Below are 19,587 nucleotides of genomic sequence, written 5' to 3' on the forward strand. Positions count from 1 at the left end.
CATCGAGCTATCTGACACCGCCCGCAACCCCTCCGGAACCGCCTGACATCGGTATGCAAGGCCGATATTTAGAGTTTGACCTCCATTGAAAAGAGGTCGAACCCGATGTCCATTCAGCACACATTTCGCCCACAAAACCTGGCACTGGCCATTGCGCTTGCGTTGGGTTGTACTGAGTTTACAAACGCTCAACAACTGCCAGAACAAGCAGAGCCGACGAGCTTCGTTGAGGTAACCCAGCTTCCAGAGGCTACGCCGGCGGACCCGCTTGCCCGGCTTCAAGCCTTTACAGGCGCGGCCAGCACATTCACGTCTGAGATTGATTCGCCTCAACCCGCACTTCGGAATGTGTCCGTGAAGCCGCAAGACCGGGATGACCTCATCATCGTCAAGAACGGTGGCAGCTTCGAAGGCCGCGTCGAGGGAGGTAAAGGTACCAACGTCATCCAGCTCATCGGCACTGATGGCGGCCAGCTGGGGAACACTCGTAACTTCAATAGCCTGTACGTTTCGGCGGGATCGTGGACGCTGACCAGTACAGGAGATTTCAAAGACGAAGTTGCGGTGCTTGATAAGGGCATTCTGACCAATAACGGAAACATCAAAGGCAAGGCCAGCGCGGCCGGGCAGCTCTTCAACAATGGCGAGATAAAGGGGATTGTGACGGTTGAGAATGGCGGTCAGTTTGCAGGCAAAGGTACTGTCGGTGGTTTGGAGGTTCTGGGTCAGCTCAACATCGATAGAGTGCAAGGCGCCCCAAGGGTCAAAGGCGATTTGAACCTTTCCAGCACTGGCGTACTTGCGTACGAGGTCTCCCCCGATGGCCGTGGAGAGACTATTCAGGTCGACGGCACAGCCAGCCTCGGCGATGCAACACTGAAAATTGTTGCGCTACCGGGTGCTCATCCGCAAAGCAGTCAGTACACGATTATCGAAGCAAAAAAGGTAAAAGGTGAGTTTGGCAAAATCGTCAGCGAGCTGGCATTCATGACAGCTACGCCCCATTACAACGCGAAGACCGTGGGCCTGACCTACGCTCGAAACGGTGTGCCGATCGAGAGTGTCGCAAACACCGAAAACGGACGAGAAGTCGCACAGAGCATCTTGGAGCCGACGGAAATAACGCCAGTGCTGACGCCTTCTGACAATGCATTAACCGTCTCGCATGCACTGAATACACCTTTAATCGCCGATACCTCCCTCCCCGTCTCTGCGCCGACAAATACTGCTGAGCTTCCAGCGTCAGCCGTCCCCCCTCTGACCACCGTCCAGCCCGTTACGGCGCAAACTCCGCCAGCGGCTACCCATCCCGCCACTAACGAGCGAGAAGTCGCTCAGAACATCGTAGAGCCCATGGAAATACCGCAAGCGCCAGCGCCATCTGACAATGCATTAACCATTTCAGATGCACTGAACACACCGGTAAGCTCCGATACGTCCCTCCCCGCCACTGCGCCGATAAACACCGCTGAAATACCATCGACAGCCGTAACCCCACTCAACACCGACAAACCCGTCACGGCGGCAACCCCTCCCGCCGCTACCAATCCCGTCACTACCGCACCAAAACCATCCACCCCTACAAACGCCGCTGTCGCTGCCCTGCTCGGTAGCGACAAAACCACCGCGTCTCATGCAATTGAACAGCTGGCCGCAGGCAACAACGCCAATCTCGCGAAGGCGACGCTAAACAGCGACGGCCCCATCAGCGCAACCATGCTCTCGGCCATGCGCCAGCTCGACAGCGCAGCCGTATTTGGCAATCAGAGAAATGCACCGCGTGTAGCCGCCGGCAGTGAAAACAACGCCAGGGTCTGGCTCCAGGCGCTAGGCCTGGGCGGAACACTGGATAGCGATAACGACGCCCTTAAATTCTCAACACAAGGTCTGGTTCTGGGCGCGGACTGGGGCATCGATGAGCAATGGCGTATGGGTGTGTTGGGTGGTAAATCCGAAACGCGACTGGACAGCCGCGGCCTCGACGGCGATCTCGACAGCTGGCACGTGGGCGCCTATGCCCTGCGCCAGGACGGTCCTGTGTCGCTGCGCCTCGGTGCGACTTACAGCAATCACGACGGACACACGAAACGCCGGGTTGCCTTCAAGGGTTTCAGCGATCGCCCCGAAGGCCGCTACGACGCCAACACTCAACAGGCCTTCGCGGAGGCCGGTTACAACCTGGGTCGCGCCAATGTCAGCATTGAACCGTTCGCCGGTCTTGGCTATCAACGCTATCAGCGGGACGGCTATACCGAGAAAGGCGGTGCCGCTGCGCTGAAAGTCCACAGCCAATCCCAGAACAACCTCAACAGCACCATCGGCCTGCGACTGGCGAAGCTCAACACGCTGGAGGCATGCAACTCACACCGAGATTCACAACCGGCTGGAAACACACTTTCGGCGACGTCGACAGCAATACCCGCCAACGACTGGTCACGGGCGGGAAAGACTTCACCGTTTCCGGTGCGCCGCTGGATCGCGACAGCTTGCTGGTCGATGCAGGTCTGGATTTCGGTGTGTCAGCCAAACACACGTTGGGCGTCAGCCTTAACAGTGAATTCGGCACCGACAGCCGAAACCATGGCGTAACGGGTCAGTGGCGAATGCGCTTTTAACCCTCAAATCCCGGGCGAAAAAAAAGGGGAGCACATGCCCCCCCGAGGTTTAAAGCGTTGTATCGAGGCTGTTAAATCAGCCTTCGATCTCGATCAGGATTTCGCCCGGATTCACCCGGTCGCCCTTGGCCACGTGGATGGCGGTGACTTTGCCGGCGATGGCCGATTGAACTTCGGTTTCCATCTTCATCGCTTCGGTGATCAGCACGGCCTGGCCGGCTTTCACGGTGTCGCCTTCCTTGACCAACACATCGACGATGTTGCCCGGCATGGTGGTGCTGACATGGCCCGGCGCGGTGGCTTGCTTGCGCTTGCTGCTGCCGCCGCTGACGAATTCGTTGAGCGGTTCGAACACCACTTCTTCCGGCATGCCGTCGATGGACAGGTAGAAGTGACGCTTGCCTTCAGCCTTGACGCCGACACCGGTGATGTCGACGCGGTAGGTTTCACCGTGGACGTCGATGACGAACTCGGTCGGAACGCCTTCGCCACCGGCCGAGGCCACGCCGCCCGCTTCAGGAATTGGCAGCAGCACTTCAGGCGTCAGGGTGCCGGCAGCGCGTTCCTCGAGGAATTTGCGACCGATGTCAGGGAACATGGCGTAGGTCAGCACGTCTTCTTCGGACTTGGCCACGGTGCCAATTTCAGCACGCAGTTTGGTCATTTCCGGCTTGAGTAGATCGGCTGGACGCACGTCGATCACTTCTTCGCTACCGATCGCCTGACGACGCAGTTGTTCGTTCACGGTGCCCGGCGCCTTGCCGTAGCCACCTTGCAGGTAGAGCTTCACTTCGTTGGTGATGGTCTTGTAGCGCTCTCCGGCCAACACGTTGAAGAACGCTTGGGTACCGACGATTTGCGAGGTCGGCGTTACCAGTGGCGGGAAGCCGAGGTCTTCGCGAACGCGCGGGATTTCAGCGAGTACTTCGCTCATGCGGTTTAGCGCGCCTTGCTCTTTCAACTGGTTGGCCAGGTTGGAAATCATCCCGCCCGGTACCTGGTTGACTTGCACACGGGTGTCGACGGCGGTGAATTCGCTTTCGAACTGGTGGTACTTCTTGCGCACGGCGTAGAAGTACAGGCCGATCTCTTGCAGCAGCTCCAGGTTCAGGCCGGTGTCGAACTCGCTGCCTTTGAGGGCGGCGACCATCGACTCGGTGCCAGGGTGGCTGGTGCCCCAGGCGAAGCTGGAGATCGCGGTGTCAATGTGGTCGGCACCGTTTTCGATGGCCTTGAGTTGGCACATCGCGGCCAGGCCAGCAGTGTCATGGGAATGGATGAAGACCGGCAGCGACTGCTCGGACTTCAACGCCCTGACCAGTTCGCCGGTGGCGTATGGGGTCAGCAGGCCGGCCATGTCCTTGATCGCCACCGAGTCGCAACCCATGGCTTCCATTTGCTTGGCTTGTGCCACAAAGGCTTCGATGGTGTGCACCGGGCTGGTGGTGTACGCGATGGTGCCTTGGGCATGTTTGCCGGCCGCTTTTACCGCTTCGATGGCCACGCGCAGGTTACGCACGTCGTTCATGGCGTCAAAGATGCGGAACACGTCGATGCCGTTGACCGCAGCCTTGGCGACGAAGGCTTTGACCACGTCGTCGCTGTAATGGCGGTAGCCCAGCAGGTTCTGGCCACGCAGAAGCATTTGCAGACGCGTGTTAGGCAGCGCAGCGCGCAGTTGGCGCAAACGCTCCCACGGGTCTTCTTTGAGGAAGCGTACGCAGGCGTCGAACGTCGCGCCGCCCCAGCATTCCAGCGACCAGTAACCGACTTTGTCGAGCTTGTCGCAGATCGGCAGCATGTCTTCAGTGCGCATGCGGGTGGCGAGCAGCGATTGGTGGGCGTCGCGCAGGATGGTGTCGGTTACGAAGATCTTCTTGCTCATTGTTCTATTCCTCACAGGCCTGCGTGGGCGGCGATGGCGGCGGCGATGGCCAGGGCCAGCTCTTCGGGTTTGCGCTTGATCGAGTAGTTGGTCAGTTCAGGGTGGCTTTCAACGAAGCTGGTGTTGAACTGGCCGCTACGGAATTCCGGGTTACGCAGGATTTCCTGGTAGTACGCGGCGGTGGTCTTGACCCCTTGCAGACGCATGTCGTCGAGGGCACGCAAGCCACGGTCCATCGCCTCTTCCCAGGTCAACGCCCACACCACCAGTTTCAGGCACATGGAGTCGTAGAACGGTGGGATGGTGTAACCGGTGTAGATCGCCGTGTCGGTCCGTACGCCGGGACCGCCGGGTGCGTAGTAACGGGTGATCTTGCCGAAGCTCGGCAGGAAGTTGTTTTTCGGGTCTTCGGCGTTGATCCGGAACTGCAGCGCGAAACCGCGGTGCTGGATGTCTTCCTGCTTCACCGAAAGCGGCAGGCCGGACGCGATGCGGATCTGCTCACGCACGATGTCGATGCCGGTGATTTCTTCGGTGATGGTGTGTTCCACCTGCACCCGGGTGTTCATCTCCATGAAGTACACCTCGCCCTCGGCGAGCAGGAACTCCACGGTACCGGCGTTCTCGTAACCCACGGCCTTGGCTGCGCGCACCGACAGGTCGCCGATGTAGGCGCGCTGTTCCGGGGTCAGTTGCGGGCTCGGGGCGATCTCGATCAGTTTCTGGTTGCGGCGCTGGATCGAGCAATCACGCTCGAACAGGTGCACCACGTTGCCAAAGCTGTCACCGAGAATCTGCGCTTCGATGTGCTTAGGATTGACGATGCATTTTTCCAGGAACACTTCTGCCGAGCCGAACGCCTTGGTGGCTTCCGAAATCACGCGAGGGAACGCTTGTTCGAGTTCTTCACGGCTGTCGCAACGACGGATACCACGACCACCACCACCGGAGGTTGCCTTGAGCATCACCGGGTAACCAATACGGTCGCCTTCGACCAAGGCTTCGGCGATGTCCGCAACGTTGCCTTCGGTGCCCGGCGTGACCGGCACGCCGGCCTTGATCATGCTGCGGCGGGCTTCAGTCTTGTCGCCCATGCGGCGTATGACTTCAGCCGATGGACCAATGAACTTGATGCCGCGCTCTGCGCAGATATCGGCCAGTTCAGCGTTTTCCGAGAGGAATCCGTAGCCGGGATGCAACGCATCACAACCGGTTTCCACGGCCAGGTTCACCAATTTTCGCGCATTCAGGTAACCGGCCAGTGGCTCGGCACCGATGCTGTGGGCCTCATCCGCGCGCTTCACATGCAAGGCATGCCGGTCGGCGTCGGAATAGATCGCGACCGAGCGAATGCCCATCTCGGCGCAGGCACGCACGATTCGTACGGCAATCTCACCACGGTTGGCGATCAGGATCTTTTTTATCACTTTTGGAGGTTCCCTTGAGCCGGTGGTAACCACGACCTGCTAGACCAGGTCGACGCGTGACCAAATGTTTCAATTCAGTCGCAGGCCCACACTAGCCCCCACGAGGGATTAACAAAAATGAATAATTATTGGGTTAGGCATAAGTAAAGACTTATAGTCGTGGCATCACCCCGTGCCGAGAGCGACCAAATAATGCGTAAGTCATTGATGCGTATGACATTGCGTCAATTACAGATTTTCAATGAAGTCTGTGATTTGCGGTCCTACAGCCGGGCAGCTGACGAAATGTCGCTCACACAACCCGCCGTCAGCCTACAGATCCGTCAACTTGAGGAGCTGATTGGTCAGCCCTTGTTCGACTACGTCGGCAAAAAACTCTACATGACCGAGGCCGCAGAAGCACTCCAACGCGCCAGCCGGGATATTTTCGGGCGCCTGGAAAACCTCGATATGCAGCTTTCGGACATGCAAGGATCGCTGCAAGGCCAGCTGAAACTGGCGGTGGAATCCAGCGCCAAGTATTTCGTCCCGCACCTGTTTGCCGCGTTCAAACGTCAGCATCCGGAAGTTAACCTGCAGCTGACCGTCGTCAATCGGGGGCAAGTGATTCGACGTCTGTCGGACAACCGTGATGACCTGGTGATCATGTCGATGGTGCCGCAGGACATGGGGCTGGAGTTCCTGCCCTTCCTCAACAACCCGATTGTCGCGGTGGCGCCACCGGATCATCCGTTGTGCCACATGGGGCCTCTGCGCTTGCAAGACCTTGAGCCCTACACCCTCCTGCTACGCGAACCCGGTTCCGGGACGCGAATGGCGTGCGAAGAGTATTTCAAGGAAAAGCGCGTGCACTTCAACCAGACCCAGGAGGTCTCGTCAGCCGAAGCTCAGCGTGAATGTGTGCTGGCGGGACTGGGCGTAGCGCTGTTGACGCGTCACGCCCTGAACCTTGAGTTGGCGACCGGCGGCTTGATTGAATTGCCGGTCGAAGAGCTGCCGCTGTACCGCAGTTGGTGCCTGGTGCAGGCCAAAGCAAAGCGACTGTCACCGGTGGCCCACGCATTCCTTGCGTTTATCCGCAGCGAGCGGGTGCAGATCAGTGCGCTGGTTGAGCGTTTCGACGCGAAGTTACCGGCGCTGCGTGCCAGTAGTTGAGCTGCAGCTCAGGCAAATCACCAATCTCGGCCAGCAGCTGGCGGCGTTCGCAACGATCTTCGATGGCGCGGCGAAATTCCATGCGGCGCTGATCTTCTTGCTGACGACGGGTTTTGGCGGCGCTGTTGCGTTCTTCGTAGGGCTGGGCCATTTCGAGTCTCCCAAGGCAATTACGGGAGTTTCAAGATAGGCGCGGAGGATGACGGTTTGGCGGCGGGTGGGTTACAGGCAGATGAAAGTTGTCATGTTTGAGGGCGCGTTCGCGAGCAGGCTCGCTCCCACAGGAGAACGCGATCAAATGTGGGAGCGAGACCGGCTTGCCGGCGATTAAGGTCGGAACGACCTTACGACGACGTCAGTCGTCCAGCGCTTTCACCGACTTGGGCGACAGCCGCAAGCTGCGTAGGCTGCGTTTGACGCTCTTGAGGTGGTTGACCAGGCTCGGTCCGCGCGCCATGGCCACGCCCATCGCCAATACGTCGATCACCACCAGGTGAGCGATACGCGAGGTCAGCGGCGTGTAGATTTCGGTGTCTTCGTGAACATCGATCGCCAGGTTGACGGTCGACAGCTCCGCCAGCGGCGTCTGGCTCGGACACAAAGTGATCAGCGAGGCACCACTTTCACGCACCAGATTGGCCGTGATCAGTAGATCCTTGGAGCGCCCGGACTGTGAAATACAGATCGCTACGTCCGTCGGCTTCAACGTCACTGCCGACATCGCTTGCATGTGTGGATCGGAATACGCCGCTGCGGTCAGCAGCAAGCGGAAGAACTTGTGCTGGGCATCGGCAGCCACGGCACCCGATGCGCCAAAGCCATAGAACTCGACGCGCTGGGCCTGGGACATAAGCGTGACCGCCCGCTGCAACTCCACCGGATCGAGCTTCTCGCGAACCTCTATCAAGGTATGCAGGGTGGTGTCGAAGATTTTCAGGCTGTAGTCGGCAACGGAATCGTCTTCATGGATCGCAAACTGGCCGAAGCTCGCACCGGCCGCCAGGCTCTGCGCCAGCTTGAGTTTCAAATCCTGAAAACCGGAGCAACCAATGGCGCGGCAAAAGCGCACGATGGTCGGCTCGCTGATGCCGACGCTGTGGGCCAGGTCGGCCATGGAGCTGTGCATCACCGCCGCGGGATCAAGCAGCACGTGGTCGGCGACCTTGAGCTCCGACTTGCGTAAGAGGTGGCGTGACTGGGCGATGTGTTGCAGCAGATTCAAAGGGCTGGACTCTTTGTTATTGGCAGTTGCCGGGGATGTAGCAAGCTTGTAGTTATACTACAAGAATTGGCTTTTTGCCTGCTCAATGCGTAACTCGATGTCCCCATTTCAGGCGACGTGCGCTCCATGTAGCACCTACAAGGGGTTCGCGTCCTTACGTAACAGCTTGGCCAGATCTTCGGCGTCGACCGGACGACTGATCAAATAGCCCTGTACTTCATCGCAACGCTCGACTTTCAAAAACTCCAGCTGCTCCTGCCGCTCCACACCTTCGGCCACCACTTTCAGCGACAAACCATGCGCCATGGCAATAATCGCCCGGGTAATCGCCGCATCCTCGCTGCCCTCCCCCAGACCGCGGATAAACGCCTGATCGATCTTCACGTAGTCCACCGGGATACGTTTGAGGTAGCTCAAAGATGAATACCCGGTGCCGAAATCATCAATCGCCAGCTTCACCCCCAGATCTCGCAGCTGCTGGAAGGTCGCGATGATGTGCTCGACGCTGTCCAGCAACTGGCTTTCAGTGAGTTCCAGTTCCAGGTAGTGCGGCGCCAGGCCGGTTTCTTCCAGCACCTGACGCACCAGGCTGACCAGCTTGCCCTGACGCAGTTGATGCACCGACAGGTTGACCGACACCCGGATCGGTTCAAGCCCCTCCCGCTGCCACTCGCAGGCTTGCCAGCAGGCCTGACGCAATACGAATTCGCCAATCGGGCCGATCAGGCCGATTTCCTCGGCCAGACCGATAAAATCTCCCGGCGGCACCCGGCCCATGGTCGGATGATCCCAGCGCACCAGCGCTTCGGCGGCGTTCAGTCGACCCGTGGCGAGGCAGAGTTTGGGTTGGTAAAAGACTTTCAGCTGCTGTTCTTCAATGGCTTTGCGCAGCTGGTTTTCCAGCTGCAAACGCTCAAGGGTGCTGGCTTGCAGGCTTTCGGTATAAAACTGGAAGTTATCGCCACCCAAGTGTTTGGCGTGTTGCATGGCTATGTTCGACTGACTGACCAGCGCGGTAATTTCCCGCGCGTTGTCCGGCAACATGCTAATGCCCATGGACGCACTTATCACTAGTTCATGACCATCAACGGTGACCGGCAAACGCAGCTTGCTCGACAAACGTGTCGCCACTCGCGCCAGGCTCGACAGGCTTGCGTAGGCATCGAACAACACCGCAAACTCATCCCCGGAAAGCCTTGCGATCGTGTCGGCCTCTGGCAGTGTGTTGACCAGGCGTCGAGACATTTTCTGCAGCAGTTGGTCGGCGACGTCATGACCCAGGCTGTCATTGAGTAATTTGAAACGGTCCAGATTGATGTGCAGCAACGCCAGGCTACGCCCGCCCTGACGCACCCGCTGATGGGCCTCGCGCAGCCGTTCCCGGAACAACGAACGGTTCGCCAGGCCCGTCAGCTCGTCGTAGTGGGTCAGATAACGCATGCGCTCTTCGGATTCGCGACGGGCCGACAGATCGGCGAAAAAGCCGACAATATGACTGACGTTTCCTCTCGTATCGCGCACCGCATTCAATTGCAGCCATTGTGGATAGAGCTCGCCGTTTTTACGGGTCTCCACCAACTCGCCTTGCCAGGTTCCGTGCTGCTCCAGCGCCCGATGAATTGCACCATAGTGTCGGCGCGCATCGCGACTGCACGGCAATTCGACGACGTTGCGGCCCAGCATGTCGTCAATGTCATAGCCGGTGACTCGGCTGAAGGCCTGATTGACCGCGATCAACGCGTAATCGGGGTCGAAAATCACGATGCCTTCGCTGGCGGCTTCAAACACGGTCGCCGCCAGTTGGCGCTGGTCTTCCTGACGCTTTGTTGCGCTGATGTCACGACGGGTGCCGACCATGCGGATCACCCGACCATTCTTGCTGCGTTCAACAGCCCGGCCGCGATCCTCAATCCAGACCCAGTGGCCGTCGCCATGCCGCACGCGGTACTCGATCTGGTAGTCCTCGCTGCGGCCTTTCAAATGCTCGACCAACGTTCTCTTCAGCACCGGCACGTCTTCCGGGTGTAGACGAGGTTTGAGGTGACGAAGCATGGCCGTCACGTACTCCGGTGCCAGGCCGAACAATTCCTGGATCTGCGTGTGATGGACTTCATCGGTTTGCAGGTTCCAGTCCCACAGCCCAAGTTCGCTGGCATTCAACGCCAACGCCAGCCGCGCTTCACTCTTGCTCAGGGCCTGGTTCGCGGCGTCCAGCTCCAGGCTGCGCTGGGCAACACGGTTTTCCAGTTCGACTTGGGCTTCACGCAGTTGGTCTTCGGCGCAGCGGCGCTGGTCGATTTCCTTGGCCAGTTCGTGATTGAGATGATCGCTACGGCTTTGCGCTTGCTGCAAGTGCTCGATCAATGCCTGATTCTGGAAGCGTCGCAGCAATCCGCGGTCGATCAGGCGGTTGATCTGCCAGGCGATCACATTCAGCGCCCCCAACAAAATCAACCCGAACCAACCCCAGCCTTGACCCTGTGCGTCGCCGCCCCAGAATAAATAGATGATGGCCGGCAACAGGCAGGGCAAGGTAAAAGACAGAAACGCCGGCAGGCTGACCGCGTACGCAACACTGGCAGAAAGGGCCGCGGCGCCGATCAGGCCGAACACCCACGCTTGCTGCATGAAATTGTCGGCGGGCACCAACGCAATACCGGCGCCGGCCAGCGTCAGGCCGGTGAGGCCAGAGCCGAGCAAAAACATCCGACGCCAGATCGGATGCGCCTGCCGGTCAGGAATCGCCGAATCGAAGGCCGCGACCTGAATCACCCGTAACGCCACCAGCGACAACAGCCACACCAGCCAGACGCTGACCAGGAAATGGCGCTGCGGATTCCAGAGCAAACGGGCGCAGACCAGACCATTGATCAACATGAATAACGTGGGCAGCAGCGAGCCCTGATAAAGCAGGCGCGTGCGTTCGACCGCCATTTCCATGGCGTACTGTTTGCGGATAACCCGAGGCTCCACCGCGGGGCCCGACAGGTCGATGCTGTGGGTCATAGGCAATGTTCTTGTTCTTATAATGATGAGCATGAGCCCGAAACGTCGACGGAGCATACACAAGCCAATGCCCTTACCAAACTGCCCCGGATCACAAATTCGACAATATTTCAGCCCCCCGCCGCCCCTCCAAAACCGTTGGAGCGCGGCCCGTCAACGCCCGCGGCCAGTGACTGACCGGTCGTCTTTCGTGGATCTTTCATCGGTTAATGCAAAGCTCGGTTTGCCCGGTGTGTCGGCGCACCCTAGAATGCCCCGATGCGCGATGATCTCTCCCTTCTGCTGAACTCCCTCAACGATGCCCAACGCCAGGCCGTAGCTGCCCGCGTGGGTCGTCAGTTGGTCCTGGCCGGTGCTGGTTCCGGTAAAACCCGAGTGCTGGTGCACCGTATCGCCTGGTTGATCCAGGTCGAAAACGCTTCGCCCCACTCGATCCTGTCGGTGACCTTCACCAACAAGGCCGCGGCCGAGATGCGTCAGCGCATCGAGCAGCTGATGGGGCTCAACCCGGCCGGCATGTGGGTTGGCACCTTCCACGGCCTGGCGCACCGCTTGCTGCGTGCGCACTGGCAGGAAGCCGGCCTGAGCCAGACCTTCCAGATTCTCGACAGTGACGACCAGCAACGCTTGGTCAAGCGGGTGATCCGCGAGCTGGGCCTGGACGAGCAACGCTGGCCGGCCCGTCAGGCCCAGTGGTTCATCAATGGGCAGAAAGACGAAGGTCTGCGTCCGCAACACATTCAAGCCAGTGGCGATATGTTCCTGGCGACCATGCGCAGCATTTATGAGGCCTACGAGGCTGCTTGCCTGCGCGCCGGCGTGATCGATTTCTCTGAATTGCTGCTGCGTGCCCTCGATTTGTGGCGCGATCACCCGGGCTTGCTGGCTCATTATCAGAAACGCTTCCGCCACATCCTGGTAGACGAATTCCAGGACACCAACGCCGTGCAGTACGCCTGGCTGCGTTTGCTGGCCAAGGGCGGCGACAGCCTGATGGTGGTGGGCGACGACGATCAGTCGATTTACGGCTGGCGTGGCGCGAAAATCGAGAACATCTATCAGTACTCCGACGACTTCCCGGATGCCGAGACCATTCGTCTGGAGCAGAACTACCGCTCCACGGCCGGGATCCTCAAGGCCGCCAACGCCCTGATTGCCAACAACACCGGGCGCATGGGCAAAGAGCTGTGGACCGATGGCGGCGAAGGCGAAGCGATCAACCTGTACGCCGCGTTCAACGAACACGATGAAGCACGCTATGTAGTGGAAACCATTGAAAGCGCGCTGAAAACCGGCTTGGCCCGTAGCGATATCGCTATTTTGTACCGCTCTAACGCCCAATCACGCGTTTTGGAAGAAGCCTTGCTTCGCGAGCGCATTCCGTACCGCATCTATGGCGGTCAGCGCTTCTTCGAGCGGGCAGAAATCAAAAACGCCATGGCTTACCTGCGCTTGCTGGAAGGCCGTGGCAATGATGCGGCGCTGGAGCGGGTGATCAACGTCCCGGCCCGTGGCATTGGTGAGAAAACCGTCGAAGCGATCCGCGATCACGCCCGTCACAGCGATGTGTCGATGTGGGAAGCCATGCGTCTGCTGGTGGCTAATAAAGGCCTGACCGGTCGCGCTGCTGGCGCGCTCGGCGCCTTTATCGAGCTGATCGAGAACCTCGCCGCCAAGTGCATTGAAATGCCCCTGCACCTGATGACCCAGACGGTCATCGAGCAATCAGGGCTGATTGCCTATCACCAGGCGGAAAAAGGCGAGAAAGGCCAGGCTCGGGTAGAAAACCTTGAGGAACTGGTCAGCGCGGCGCGTAACTTCGAAAACACTGAAGAAGACGAAGACCTGACGCCGCTGGCGGCATTCCTTGGCCATGCGTCGCTGGAAGCCGGGGATACCCAGGCCGAAGAGCACGAAGACAGCATTCAGCTGATGACCTTGCACAGTGCCAAGGGCCTGGAATTCCCTTACGTGTTCCTGGTGGGCATGGAAGAAGGTCTGTTCCCGCACAAGATGAGCCTGGAAGAGCCCGGCCGTCTTGAGGAGGAACGCCGTTTGGCCTACGTGGGCATCACCCGTGCCATGAATAATCTGGTGATGACCTATGCTGAGACCCGACGCCTGTACGGCAGCGAAACCTACAACAAGGTGTCGCGTTTCGTACGGGAAGTGCCCAAAGGCCTGATTCAGGAAGTGCGGCTGTCCAATAGCGTCAGCCGTCCGTTCGGTGGCAATCAATCGATGAGCGGCAGTAACTTGTTCAGCGGCAGCGAGATTCCGGAAACCGGCTTCAGCCTGGGTCAGACTGTAAGGCACTCGATCTTTGGTGACGGTGTGATCCTGAATTTCGAAGGTGCCGGGGCTCAGGCGCGGGTACAGGTGAACTTCAGCGAAGGCAGCAAGTGGCTGATGCTGGGCTACGCGAAACTGGAAGCTATTTAAGGGCTAACTGATCAGCTTTTCTGTGGGAGCGAGCCTGCTCGCGAATGCAAGCAACTCGGTATATCTGTTTAACCGCGGTCTGGCTATCGCGAGCAGGCTCACTCCCACAGGGCTTTGTGTTGAATCTACCTCAACAGGCGCGAAATAATGGGCTCAGGCTTCTTTTCTTCCTGGACATTCTGGGCCCTGCTTTCGGCTGCATTCGCCGCCATGACCGCGATCTTCGCCAAAGTCGGCATCGAAAACGTCAACTCGGACTTCGCCACGCTGCTGCGCACTGTCGTGGTACTGGTCAGTCTGGCCTTGATTTTGTACGCCACGGGCCAATATCAGTCATTAGGATCGATCTCGGCCAGGAGCTATCTGTTCCTGCTGCTGTCGGGACTGGCCACCGGTGCCTCGTGGATCTGCTACTTCCGCGCGCTGAAACTGGGGCCGGCCTCGTTGGTCGCTCCGGTAGACAAGCTCAGCGTGGTGCTGGTGGCGGTGCTCGGCGTGGTCCTGCTGGGCGAAAAACTCGACCTGCGCCATTGGGGCGGAATCGGTCTGATCACGGCCGGTGTGGTCTTGCTGGCGCTGCGACGCTAGGCATCTTTCTTACAGAACTATCCATTCGTCCTACGGACCAAAGTAAAAGGCCTTATTGCGCTGACTGAAGCTGAACGCAACCTGTCAGGCAAAAGCCCGAAACACTCTGCCGCTAGCCAGTAACACTTCAGCTGTGCAACATGGCGCGCGTGCCATCCACAAATGGGATTACCCTTTATGAAACGTTTTCTTAGCATCGCCATGGCGTTGTGCATCGGCCTGACGATGAGCCTCGACGCCAACGCCAAGCGCTTTGGTGGCGGCAAGAGCTCCGGCGCTGCGCCGACTCACCAGACCAGCCAAATGGCTCCTTCTTCTGCCGCAGGTGGCGCTGCTGCCACTGCGGGCGCGGCCGGTGCCGCTGGCGCTGCGGCCAAGGCTGGCGGTGCTTCACGCTGGCTCGGCCCTCTGGCCGGCATCGCTGCCGGCGGCCTGCTGGCCTCCATGTTCATGGGCGACGGCTTCCAGGGCATGCAGATCTTCGACATCCTGATCATGGCGGTCATCGCCTTCCTGGTCTTCCGCTTCATCGCCGCTCGTCGTCGCAAGCAACAGGAGCACATGGCTCCAGCTGGCCACGCGCCGATGCAGCGTGAAGTGTTCGAGAACAAACCGGCTGGCGGTTCGATCTTCGGGGGCTCGGCAGCACCTGTCGCCGCTCGTCCGGTAATCAACGCACCAGCCTGGTTCAACGAACAGAACTTCATCGAAGCGGCCCGCAACCACTTCCAGTCCCTGCAACAACACTGGGACGCTAACGAAATGGACAAGATCGCCGAGTTCGTGACCCCGCAGCTGCTCGAGTTCCTCAAGCGCGAACGCGCCGATCTGGGCGAAAGTTTCCAGTCCACCTACATTGATAACCTCAATGTTCAACTGGACGGCGTGGATGATCGTGCCGACAAGACCATCGCCACCCTGACCTTCAGTGGTGTGTCGAAGACTTCGCGCTTCGACCAGGGCGAAGTGTTCAGCGAAAGCTGGAACATGGAACGTCCACAGGGCGAAAACCAGCCTTGGCTGGTGGCCGGTATCCGCCAGAACGGCTGATCCGACCCGGTTCTGTTTGGAAGGTGCCGAGCTAAGATCAGACAAGGCAAAAACAGGTGAGAAAGCGGAGTTGACGTTAGTCAATGAGCATTTCGAACCTGTTTTTAACGCAGTATGATCGACGCGCAGGCACGTTCCAGACAGAACCTAGCATGCTGTAATGAAAACCCCGGCCTATGCCGGGGTTTTCTATTTCGCGGTTGCATCTATAGCGAGCTACTGTATAAACCGCCCCAACTAAACCGCGCCATCAAGCAAGAGGATCCCGGACGTGGAAGAAATCATTGAACAACTGCGTGAAGCCAACGAACCGGTACCGGTCCCCTTGGAGCTGCCTGACGAAGATCAGATCGTGGAAATCGAAGAACAACTGTTCATCGACATTCCGTTCGTCTTCAGAGAATTTTTGCTGACCGTCAGCGACGTGGTCTACGGCAGCCTGGAGCCGGTGACCGTCACCGACCCGCAATCCCACACCTACCTGCCGGACGTTGCCGCCAACGCCTGGGACGCTGGCGTCGATCGCAGCATGATCCCGATCTGCCAGGACGGTGATGACTACTACCTCGTCGAAGAAGACGGCACCGTGGTGCTGTGGCAAGCGGAAGAAGAATTGATCGCCGAAGAAACCTGGGAATCGGTTTGGCACTGGGCGCGGGATGTCTGGCTGGAAAGCTGAAGCGCCTGCTGCTCCGCGTGGTCAATGCCCGGACGATTCCTTGTGGTTGTCCAGGGTTTCGAGCAAAGCCACCTGCATCCGCGTGTGCACGCGGATGAACCAGCGCCAAAGCAATGCCGCTACGGCGGCAGCGACCACGATGATCAATACCAGCAACTTGTTGGTCGGCAGAATACTGGCCGACAAGGCTGCCAGTAGCAGGAAGATCACCAACAGCGAGAGGATCGGAATCACTTCGGCGATTACCCGACGCACTCGCTGTGTGTGACGCCCGGCCATTTCCGGCTTCACGCCCATCTCGGCCAACAGCAGCGACAACGCCTTGAGCTTGCGATAGGCGGCGATCAAAAACGGCAGCGACACTAGCAGCGCCCCTCCCCAGATCAATGCTTTCTGCCAGCTCGGGTCGCTGATCCAGTCTTGAAAATAGACGGATACGCGCTCGGCGAAGAACGCCCCCGAGAAGAAAATCGCAATCACCAGCGCCAGATTGACCCCTACCTGCAACAAGATCCGCCGAATCATCGACGCCAGCAGCGCGCCCTCGCCCTGCGGCTGAATGCTGCGCAGCCACTCGCCGTACATACCCAACACCCTGCCCAGCCGTTGCGGCATCACCGCGGCCAGCTTGATCGACAGCGGATCGGCCGCGCGGATCAGATACGGTGTCAGCAGCGTGGTGATCACCGAAACAGCCACAGCGACCGGATAGAGGAAGTTGCTGGTGACCTGCAGCGTCATGCCCAACGCGGCGATGATGAAAGAAAATTCGCCAATCTGCGAAAGCCCCATCCCCACGCGCAGTGAGGTGCGTCCGTCATTGCCGGCGATAAACGCCCCGAGGCCGCAGGACAGAATTTTTCCAAGCACCACCGCCACGGTGATCACTGCGATTGGCCAGGCGTATTGCAGCAGGATCATCGGATCCAGCATCAGGCCGATGGCGACGAAGAAAATGGCGCTGAACAAGTCGCGAACCGGCTCGATCAGACGCTCTATTTTCAACAGTTGCCGAGACTCGGCCATGATCGCGCCAATCAAGAACGCGCCGAGCACCATGCTGTATTCCAGCTTGACCACCAGCAGACAGAAACCGAAACACAGGCCGAGCACGGTGATCAGCAGCATCTCGTTGCTTTCGAATTTGGCCACGTACGCCAGCAGCCGGGGCACCAGTAAAATCCCGATGACCAGCGCGACAATCATGAACAGCGAAAGCTTGCCGACCGTGGAAAACACTTCGCCTGAGCTGACCGTGCCGCTGACCGCGATGCTCGACAGCAACGCGATGATGCCGATACCGAGGATGTCCTCGACGATCAGCACACCGAAGATCAATTGCGCGAAGCGCTCGTTCTTCATCTTCAGGTCGTTGAGTGCCTTGACGATGATGGTGGTCGAGGAAATCGCCAGGATCGCGCCGAGGAATAACGAATCCATAGTGTTCCAGTCAAACCAGCGACCAATCTCGTAACCGATCCAGATCATCAGTACGATTTCCAGGAACGCCGCGATAAACGCCGTGGCGCCGACCTTGAATAACTTGCGCAGGCTGAACTCCAGGCCGAGGCAGAACATCAGGAAAATAACCCCGAGTTCCGCGAGGGTCTTGATGGTGTCTTCGTCGTGAATCAGGCTGAACGGCGGAGTGTGCGGACCGATGATGAAACCGGCGACGATGTAGCCCAGCACCACAGGCTGTTTGAAGCGATGGAACAACACAGTCACCATGCCCGCGATCAACATGATCACCGCCAAATCCTGAATGAAACTGATGGCATGCATGGCGTGGAGCTCCTCAAGGGGACTTTTGGAGGTTAACACCACGACTTCCGTCGCAAAGGCGGTGCAATATATGGAAACAGATCGGCCCACGCGTGACGGCAGCCACCCGCCCGGCGTCCCGATAACTGTTGGTTTTGAAAAGCTGACAAGGCACCCGCAGAGGTGCGCCCCTGAAATTCTGCCTTGAACCGTGAGAACGCTATGGAACCCGGAAACGCACAACTGTCGATGACGGTATTGATGACCCCTGACATGGCCAATTTCTCTGGCAATGTCCACGGCGGCACCTTGCTCAAATACCTCGACGAAGTCGCGTATGCATGCGCCAGCCGTTATGCCGGTCGCTACGTGGTGACCCTGTCGGTGGACCAGGTTATTTTCCGCGAGCCGATTCATGTCGGCGAATTGGTGACCTTTCTGGCTTCGGTCAACTACACCGGTAACACTTCCATGGAGGTGGGCATCAAGGTTGTGACAGAGAACATCCGCGAGCGCTCGGTGCGCCACACCAATAGCTGCTTTTTCACCATGGTGGCGGTGGATGACAACCGCAAACCCGCTGTCGTCCCGCCGCTGCAACCACATAACAGCGAAGAAAAACGCCGCTTCATTCAGGCACAGCAGCGTCGGCAGATTCGTCAGGAGCTGGAAAAGCGGTATCAGGAAATCAAGGGTGATGCCTGAGCTATTGAGTCAGTTTGAAGGTGTTCTTTAGATAGTCTTCGCGAGCAAGCCCGCTCCTACACTTGAACTGTGTCGTTCACAAACTCAGTGTGCGAGCCTGCTCGCGAATGCGGTCAACGCGGAGTCAGAGGCTGATCGCCGTCGCCTCAAACCGCACTCGCGGGTGAGCAATCCGGTCCTGCGCCCGCACCAGTTCCAGCTCATAGCTGGCACAGGCCTGAGTCTCCAACAGGACTTCATGCACCGCTGCCGCCGCAAACTCGAAAGCAGCGACCAGACTGTCGCCCAACAACACACGCGCCAGGAACAACCCGGACGTCAGGTCGCCCACGCCCACCGGCTGACGCGGAAACGCCAGCAGCGGGCGACGCAGATGCCAGCTGCCTTCAGCGGTCACCAGCAACATCTCGAAGCCATCCGCCGGTTTACCGGGATAGTCCAGATGCTTGACCAGCACCGCCTTCGGCCCGCGCGCCAACAGTGCTCGCGCCATGGCCAGACAATCGAATAATGACTGTGGTTTACGTCCCGAAAAGCTGTCCAGTTCCAACTGGTTCGGGCACATGAAGTCGGCCACTGACGCAGCTTCTTCCAGCAGGAAATCGCTGACTTCGGCCGGTACGCTACAACCTTTCTCCGGATGGCCCATCACCGGGTCACACAAATACAGTGCTTTGGGATTCATCGACTTGATGCGCGCCACGCCGGTCAGGATCGCCCGGCCCTGCGCGGCACTGCCGAGGTAGCCGGACAGCACCGCATCGCAGTTGCCCAGCTCGCCGATTGCGGCAATGCCTTCGACCAACTCAGGGATCTGGTGCGGCGCCAGCACTTCACCCGTCCACTGCCCATACTGGGTGTGGTTGGAGAACTGCACGGTATTGAGCGGCCAGACATTCACCCCGACCCGCTGCATCGGGAAAACCGCGGCGCTGTTGCCAGCGTGGCCGAACACCACGTGGGACTGAATGGCGAGCAGATGGGGCGTACGTTTCATGCGGTGAGTTTTCCGTAAAACGATTGAAATTCGAGCCGCGCAGTATGCGACG

The 19,587-nt window shown here is 58.9% G+C and carries 13 protein-coding genes and 1 pseudogene; 7 read left to right on the forward strand and 7 right to left on the reverse strand.

The window, feature by feature from the left end; all coding sequences use genetic code 11:
• Positions 1-105 precede the first annotated feature (105 nt).
• Positions 106-2,615: pseudogene (locus tag ACA048_RS29160) on the forward strand (autotransporter family protein).
• A gap of 76 nt (positions 2,616-2,691) precedes the next feature.
• Here the strand turns inward: ACA048_RS29160 and oadA are convergent.
• Both oadA and ACA048_RS29170 read right to left on the reverse strand, forming a co-directional pair.
• Positions 2,692-4,500: a sodium-extruding oxaloacetate decarboxylase subunit alpha gene (oadA, locus tag ACA048_RS29165; RefSeq protein WP_497627327.1), complete on the reverse strand. Its 1,809-nt coding sequence runs from the start codon at positions 4,498-4,500 to the stop codon at positions 2,692-2,694.
• Between the two features lie 11 nt (positions 4,501-4,511).
• Positions 4,512-5,927 (reverse strand): acetyl-CoA carboxylase biotin carboxylase subunit, encoded by a 1,416-nt coding sequence (locus ACA048_RS29170; RefSeq protein WP_046030798.1) that lies wholly within the window; start codon positions 5,925-5,927, stop codon positions 4,512-4,514.
• 192 nt (positions 5,928-6,119) lie between these two features.
• Here ACA048_RS29170 and ACA048_RS29175 point away from each other — a divergent pair, with 192 nt between their 5' ends.
• Positions 6,120-7,082 carry a LysR family transcriptional regulator gene (locus tag ACA048_RS29175; protein ID WP_497627328.1) on the forward strand — a complete coding sequence of 321 codons (963 nt, stop codon included), beginning with the start codon at positions 6,120-6,122 and terminating at the stop codon, positions 7,080-7,082.
• On the opposite strand, the gene ACA048_RS29180 is transcribed toward ACA048_RS29175, so the two are convergent.
• The 3 genes from ACA048_RS29180 to ACA048_RS29190 all read right to left on the reverse strand — a co-directional run bounded on the left by ACA048_RS29180 (position 7,024) and on the right by ACA048_RS29190 (position 11,310).
• The gene (locus ACA048_RS29180; protein ID WP_497627329.1) at positions 7,024-7,233 is read right to left on the reverse strand and encodes a PA3496 family putative envelope integrity protein; all 210 of its coding nucleotides are present in this window, start codon (positions 7,231-7,233) and stop codon (positions 7,024-7,026) included. The two genes, ACA048_RS29175 and ACA048_RS29180, sit on opposite strands and share 59 nt — an antisense overlap.
• Positions 7,234-7,437: 204 nt before the next feature.
• Positions 7,438-8,304, reverse strand: a complete 867-nt coding sequence (hexR, locus tag ACA048_RS29185) for a transcriptional regulator HexR (RefSeq protein ID WP_497627330.1) — start codon at positions 8,302-8,304, stop codon at positions 7,438-7,440.
• A gap of 135 nt (positions 8,305-8,439) precedes the next feature.
• The gene (locus ACA048_RS29190; RefSeq protein ID WP_497627331.1) at positions 8,440-11,310 is read right to left on the reverse strand and encodes an EAL domain-containing protein; all 2,871 of its coding nucleotides are present in this window, start codon (positions 11,308-11,310) and stop codon (positions 8,440-8,442) included.
• 258 nt (positions 11,311-11,568) lie between these two features.
• Here ACA048_RS29190 and uvrD point away from each other — a divergent pair, with 258 nt between their 5' ends.
• From uvrD to ACA048_RS29210, 4 genes are all read left to right on the forward strand, one after another.
• Positions 11,569-13,752: a DNA helicase II gene (uvrD, locus tag ACA048_RS29195; RefSeq protein ID WP_497627332.1), complete on the forward strand. Its 2,184-nt coding sequence runs from the start codon at positions 11,569-11,571 to the stop codon at positions 13,750-13,752.
• A gap of 147 nt (positions 13,753-13,899) precedes the next feature.
• Positions 13,900-14,340 carry an EamA family transporter gene (locus ACA048_RS29200; RefSeq protein ID WP_497627333.1) on the forward strand — a complete coding sequence of 147 codons (441 nt, stop codon included), beginning with the start codon at positions 13,900-13,902 and terminating at the stop codon, positions 14,338-14,340.
• 177 nt (positions 14,341-14,517) lie between these two features.
• Complete coding sequence (locus ACA048_RS29205) at positions 14,518-15,390, forward strand: Tim44 domain-containing protein (RefSeq protein WP_497627334.1); 873 nt, start codon at positions 14,518-14,520, stop codon at positions 15,388-15,390.
• A gap of 271 nt (positions 15,391-15,661) precedes the next feature.
• Positions 15,662-16,069, forward strand: a complete 408-nt coding sequence (locus ACA048_RS29210; RefSeq protein WP_007943369.1) for an SMI1/KNR4 family protein — start codon at positions 15,662-15,664, stop codon at positions 16,067-16,069.
• Positions 16,070-16,090: 21 nt separating this feature from the next.
• Here the strand turns inward: ACA048_RS29210 and ACA048_RS29215 are convergent, their stop codons facing one another.
• Positions 16,091-17,854 carry a cation:proton antiporter gene (locus ACA048_RS29215; RefSeq protein ID WP_497627335.1) on the reverse strand — a complete coding sequence of 588 codons (1,764 nt, stop codon included), beginning with the start codon at positions 17,852-17,854 and terminating at the stop codon, positions 16,091-16,093.
• A gap of 201 nt (positions 17,855-18,055) precedes the next feature.
• Between ACA048_RS29215 and ACA048_RS29220 the strand changes: the two genes are divergently transcribed.
• Complete coding sequence (locus ACA048_RS29220; RefSeq protein WP_027926265.1) at positions 18,056-18,538, forward strand: acyl-CoA thioesterase; 483 nt, start codon at positions 18,056-18,058, stop codon at positions 18,536-18,538.
• A gap of 124 nt (positions 18,539-18,662) precedes the next feature.
• On the opposite strand, the gene pdxY is transcribed toward ACA048_RS29220, so the two are convergent.
• Positions 18,663-19,535: a pyridoxal kinase PdxY gene (pdxY, locus tag ACA048_RS29225; protein WP_497627336.1), complete on the reverse strand. Its 873-nt coding sequence runs from the start codon at positions 19,533-19,535 to the stop codon at positions 18,663-18,665.
• Positions 19,536-19,587: the final 52 nt, after the last annotated feature.

Source organism: Pseudomonas sp. LBUM1659, from assembly GCF_059716045.1.